Genomic DNA, 5,033 nt, shown 5'->3' with positions numbered 1-5,033 from the left:
GCCGACGGGCACAGGGATCGCTGAACCCCGGGGGCGGCTCGATAAGTCGCCTTAGTTGCTGCGCCATTGCCGGCCGGGATGTGCCCCTTCCGAACCAGCCTCGGCCCGTCGTGCTCCGTTCCGCCGTTCGCCCCGACGAGTGGCACAAACCTGAACTCGAACCGTCCCATGATCCTGCGCGGCATGTATCCCCGCCGGGCGTTCCCCTGGCGCTTGGCTCTGCTCCTGTTCTCGCTCGTGCTCCCGGCGGCCGCCGGATGCAGGCCCTCCGCGGCCCGCCCGGCAAAGGCGCCAGAAATGCTGCCGAGAATGTTCAACCTGATCGCCGCCGGCCAGAGCGAGGCCGACGTTCTGCGCCTCAACGGCCAGCCGGACCGGCGCGAGCAGCGCGGCGACACGACGATCTGGACCTACGTCATCGAAACGGAAAACGGGATTACCACGGCGTCCGTGGAAATGCAGCGCGGGATCGTAACGCGGTCTGAAGCAGCGTTTACCTTCAAGACCGAACCGCCGCCCCCTCCCCGGCCATAACTCCTCGGGAGTGAGCCGCGGGACGATCATCAAGGATGTGCTGAGCGCGATCCAGGCATTCCCGGGCAGGGCGGCGCGACCCCTACCCGGCTTGCCCAGCGTCGTATGCGCCGGGCTGGGTGATCTCGATGCTCTCGATCAGGCCCGCCAGGGGAAAGCGATCCAGTCGCGGGTCGTTCGTTTCCTGCCAGCGGAACGCATCCGGCCACGTGGTCCAAACGCCGCCTGCCTCGTCGTAGCGCTCCAGCGGCACCCGGACCAGCCTCCAGCCGAGCAGCCGATCGAGCGCTTCCCTGGTTGCGGTGCCCATGCGCAGCGCGGGATCGCCGTGCCCGTCGCCTCGATCAAGGTCGAAGTCATCTGCCAGCGCGTTGATCCGGTCCGTCGCAGCGGCGAAGTCAGCGCCGGGCCGGAGGCGCACCACGACCTCGATCAGGGGGACGCCCTGCTGCAGGGCGCGGGTGAGTCCGGCGGTTCCCATTCGTTTCGCCCTCTCCTCCACCGAAGTGATCAACAGCGTGACGGCACAGGTGGCGCGCACGGGCGCGGAACCCTGCCCGCCAGCGGCGCGGACGGGATGGCGGCGCCCGTTCTTCCATCGCCCTTGACTTGGAGCGCACTCTAACGTGTAGACTCCCACCCATGGATGCACAACTGACGGTTCAGCAGGCCGCCGAGGCCACCGGGCTGAGTGCCCACACCCTTCGCTACTACGAGCGCATCGGGCTGGTGCAGCCGGTGGGCCGGGCGGCGAGCGGGCACCGGCGCTACACGCAGCAGGACCTGGCATGGATCGGGTTCCTGAACTGCCTTCGAGCAACGGGAATGCCCATCGCGCGAATGCAGGAGTACGCCGCGCTGCTCCGCGAGGGCGAATCCACCCTCGCGGAACGCACCGCGCTGCTGCAGGCGCATCAGGCCGCGGTGCAGGCGGAGATCGCGTCGCTGCAGACCCACCTGGGCGCGGTGGAAGCCAAGCTCCGCCTGTACGAGCAGCGCCGGCTTCAGGCTGCGGGCAAGTAGACGCGGGTCCACGCCGTTCGGCGGGCGTGGCGCGCGGCCCGCGGCCAGACACGATCACAAAGGGCCGTTACCCGTTCATCCAGTGCTGTCCAAAGGGGACGATGAAGCGCACCAAGGGGATGGGAGATACACGATGACACGCATCACCACGCCGTTCGGCAACCGGTCCACCGCGGCGGAAGTCGTGGCCGGCATCGATCTGGGCGGAAAGCGGGCGATCGTTACGGGCGCCGCATCGGGAATCGGGGTGGAGACGGCGCGCGCGCTGGCCGGTGCCGGCGCGGAAGTCACGCTCGCCGTGCGCGACACCGTCGCGGGGCGCCGCGTGGCGGATGACATCCAGGCCACCACGGGCAACCCGCGCGTGCACGTCGCCGCGCTGGAACTGGGCGACCGGGCCGGGATCGCCGCGTTCGCGCAGTCGTGGAGCGGGCCGCTGCACCTGCTCGTCAACAACGCGGGCGTCATGGCGCTGCCCGAGGGAAAGACGGCGGAAGGATGGGATCCGCAGTTCGCCATCAATCACCTGGGGCATTTTGCGCTCACACTCGGGCTGCGGCGCGCGCTGGCGCAGGCGGGCGGGGCGCGCGTGGTCTCCGTGAGTTCCAGCGCGCATCAGCGGTCGCCGGTGATCTTTGACGACCTGCACTTCGCCTTCCGCCCGTACGATGCGTGGGCGGCGTACGGGCAGGCCAAGACAGCGAACGTGCTGTTCTCCGTGGAGGTGACGCGCCGCTGGGCGGACGACGGCATCACGTCGAATGCGCTGATGCCGGGCGCCATTCTCACCAACCTGCAGCGCCACACCACCGCGGAAGAGATGCGGCGGCTGCGCGGTGGCGTGGAGATCGACCCGGAGAACCTGCCGCCGGGGTGGAAGAACACGGAGCAGGGCGCCGCGACCAGCGTGCTGCTGGCCACCTCGCCGCTGCTGGAAGGGATCGGCGGGCGGTACTTCGTGGACTGCAACGAGGCGGAGACGGTCGCCGCGCGCACCAGCGACATGTCCGGCGTGGCGCCCTACGCGCTCGACCCCGCGAACGCGGAGCGCCTGTGGGCCACGTCGCTCGCGATGCTCGGCATGGCGCAGGGCTGACCGCGGCCGGATGACGGCAGCGGGACGGCATCACCGCCCCGCTGCGGTTCAGGCTCCACGCCCGCCGCGGACGGTGAAGGCCGGCGCCCGCGGAACTCCTTGATTGACTCTGGCGGGCGAGCGGCTACCTTGCCCACACGCGCCACGAGTTCCCGCCGAACCGCTTTCGGCCTGCCGCACCCGGCGCAGGCATCCGTGCACGCTCCCTCCCCATTCCCGCCGCCGCTCCGGCGATCGTTGCCGGAGCCCGCGGCACCCTCCCGAGCCGAGCCGCCGCCATGAAGCCGAACCGCCGCCGGATCATCGTCTACGTGATCTGCATCGTGGCCGCGATGGTCGTCCCGGTGGCCGGGGCCATGCTGCTGGGCCTGCTTGGACCCGAGCCGTACCTGCTGGATGAGAACAGCCTCGGACCCGAGTGGTCGTCGGAACGGCGGTTTCCTGACGGCTCCACCGTGTCCGTAACGGCCTACCCGAGCCCCGCCGCGGCGACCCGTGCGGCCGAATCCATCAGCAAGTCGATACCGGCGAGTTCCACCACGCGCACGCTGAACGTGGCGCGCTACACGCGCGCGGACGACCAGCGGCGTGGGCTTCTTCTGCCCGTCGACCGCAGGGTCGTCCACGTGGAGGCGGCGGACGACCGCGCCATCGACGCGCGGCTCCGCAGCCTTCCGTTCATCCGCGAGAACCCCGACGGGAGTCTCCTGTGGATTCTCTTTACCCGGCACGCGGGCGTGGCGGTCTCGCTGCTGGGCCTCTACATCGTGGCGATCGGCATCTTCATGGCCCGCGGCGCCAGCTGGGCCGCGGAAATCACGCCGGGGCCCCAGGCCGCGGCCGCCCGCGCGGACACCCTCCGGTCACGGCTCCTGGCCCTCAACAAGTTGGACATCCCGTTCCAGGTGCGTGAAGAATCCGACCGCCTGGTCGCGGAGTGGCGCATCGCGGATGCCCAATGGGTGGGGCTCATGGAGGCGGGCGGCCTGCACGAAGCGCACAGGATCTACATGGAGTTTGACGAGGACCGGCACCGGGTGCGGAGCCTGGACGTGCATCAGACCGCCTCCTGGAGCGCCGGCACCGCGCAGCTGAGCGGGTCGTTCTCGTTCTTTCGCGGAATCTCCTTTTTTGAGCGCAGCCGGGGAGCCCAGTACGGGCTGTTCTACCGCGACGGCCGCTGGACGACGAAGGCGTACGACTACCGCTTCGTCCTGTCGGAGATGAAGGCGCCGCTGGTGCAGGCGATCGTCGGCAGCGGGTGGAAGTTCACCCCCGTGGTTTCCCTGTCCCGTCCTTTCGCGCGGCTGCTCGGGTAACGCGCCCTCCGGCGTTTCTGATCGCCCGAACGCGCGGGGTGTGACCACGAGGAGCCGGTCCGGGATGCCCGGGCCGGCTCCTCGTGCATCCGGACCCCGGGCCGTTCCGGGCCGGGGCGCGCCAGACACGGTGTCCCCCCGGGGCCGCCGCGCTCCCCTGCCCCGCGCCGCCCAGCTCATGATTCCGCCCCTCCGCCGCGCCGCCGTCGGAACGCTGTTCTGATCCCGGTTCTCCGATAACGAGACGATCTCGGACGACCTTCTGCCCCGCGGCGGCGGCCGGAGAGTGCGCCGGGGCTCACCAGCCGCCCGTCAGGACGAAAGAGTTGGACACTCTCGCCTCCGTCGGCAACGTGTCGCCATCCGGGTAGGACTGCGACGGAGTGGCTCGCCGCAGCTGCTGCCAGACAAGGCGGTACTCGCCAGCGACCCTCTGGACCGCGAGTTCCGGAGCGACCGCGCGCCCGGGCTTTCCGCCAAAGATCCGCATGGTGTCGGAATAGGCCGCGCCCGGCGCGATCCACACCGCGGGACTCAGGCACAGGCTCGTGATCGCCTCCCATGCTTTTGTCCACGTTCCATCCGCCTTCTTCTGAAGCTCCATGCTCAGATCCACCCGCTGGACGGTACGGTTCCCCACGCGCGTTCCGTACTGGCAGTTCACCAGAAAGAGCGAATCGGCAGACCGGTTCCTGTAGGTGAACGGGATGGTGAACTCCACGCCGCCGGGAGCGCGCCGGGCCTCGTACCGCAGCTGATGCGTCTGCAGTGCGGCACTCTCATCGCGCGTGACCTCGGGAGGAGGTGCGCCGCACGCCGCGAGGCAGATCGCGAGCAGGACGACGGGAAGTCGCTCAGGCATGGGGGACGCTTTGTCTTTGTGGGCGATGCTTTGTCTTTGGATGTAGGCTGCTACCGGCGCGGGATGATGCGCAGCCCGTCCCGGCTCGCCTCAAGCCAGAGGTGGCGCCGGTGCGTCAACAGCCCGTACGTGATGTGGATGATGGGTGCGGGGCCGCTGACGTCGATTCCCATCAGGTCCGGATCCAGGAGTTCTCCCA

The 5,033-nt window shown here is 69.6% G+C and carries 6 protein-coding genes; 4 read left to right on the top strand and 2 right to left on the bottom strand.

What is annotated here, in order from left to right; all coding sequences use genetic code 11:
• Positions 1–309: 309 nt before the first annotated feature.
• Complete coding sequence (locus tag VF665_RS15885; RefSeq protein ID WP_331054420.1) at positions 310–534, top strand: hypothetical protein; 225 nt, start codon at positions 310–312, stop codon at positions 532–534.
• Between the two features lie 82 nt (positions 535–616).
• On the opposite strand, the gene VF665_RS15880 is transcribed toward VF665_RS15885, so the two are convergent.
• Complete coding sequence (locus VF665_RS15880) at positions 617–1,075, bottom strand: hypothetical protein (RefSeq protein WP_331054419.1); 459 nt, start codon at positions 1,073–1,075, stop codon at positions 617–619.
• Between the two features lie 101 nt (positions 1,076–1,176).
• Here VF665_RS15880 and VF665_RS15875 point away from each other — a divergent pair, with 101 nt between their 5' ends.
• The 3 genes from VF665_RS15875 (at position 1,177) to VF665_RS15865 (ending at position 3,972) form a co-directional block, all read left to right on the top strand.
• Positions 1,177–1,557, top strand: a complete 381-nt coding sequence (locus tag VF665_RS15875) for a MerR family transcriptional regulator (protein ID WP_331054418.1) — start codon at positions 1,177–1,179, stop codon at positions 1,555–1,557.
• Between the two features lie 133 nt (positions 1,558–1,690).
• Positions 1,691–2,653 carry an SDR family NAD(P)-dependent oxidoreductase gene (locus VF665_RS15870; RefSeq protein WP_331054417.1) on the top strand — a complete coding sequence of 321 codons (963 nt, stop codon included), beginning with the start codon at positions 1,691–1,693 and terminating at the stop codon, positions 2,651–2,653.
• A gap of 278 nt (positions 2,654–2,931) precedes the next feature.
• Positions 2,932–3,972, top strand: a complete 1,041-nt coding sequence (locus VF665_RS15865) for a hypothetical protein (protein WP_331054416.1) — start codon at positions 2,932–2,934, stop codon at positions 3,970–3,972.
• A 298-nt stretch (positions 3,973–4,270) separates the two neighbouring features.
• On the opposite strand, the gene VF665_RS15860 is transcribed toward VF665_RS15865, so the two are convergent.
• Entirely contained in the window at positions 4,271–4,834 is a 564-nt protein-coding gene (locus tag VF665_RS15860) for a hypothetical protein (RefSeq protein ID WP_331054415.1), read from the bottom strand.
• Between the last annotated feature and the right edge of the window lie 199 nt (positions 4,835–5,033).

Origin of the sequence: Longimicrobium sp. (genome assembly GCF_036387355.1) — a bacterium.
Taxonomy (GTDB): domain Bacteria; phylum Gemmatimonadota; class Gemmatimonadetes; order Longimicrobiales; family Longimicrobiaceae; genus Longimicrobium.
This window is presented reverse-complemented; position numbering and strand designations above follow the sequence as displayed.

Excerpts from the sequence above, each read along its gene's own strand:
- VF665_RS15865 (WP_331054416.1), top strand. The coding sequence starts at position 2,932 with ATGAAGCCGAACCGCCGCCGGATCATCGTCTACGTGATCTGCATCGTG.
- VF665_RS15885 (WP_331054420.1), top strand. The coding sequence starts at position 310 with ATGTTCAACCTGATCGCCGCCGGCCAGAGCGAGGCCGACGTTCTGCGC.
- VF665_RS15870 (WP_331054417.1), top strand. The coding sequence starts at position 1,691 with ATGACACGCATCACCACGCCGTTCGGCAACCGGTCCACCGCGGCGGAA.
- VF665_RS15860 (WP_331054415.1), bottom strand. The coding sequence starts at position 4,834 with ATGCCTGAGCGACTTCCCGTCGTCCTGCTCGCGATCTGCCTCGCGGCG.
- VF665_RS15875 (WP_331054418.1), top strand. The coding sequence starts at position 1,177 with ATGGATGCACAACTGACGGTTCAGCAGGCCGCCGAGGCCACCGGGCTG.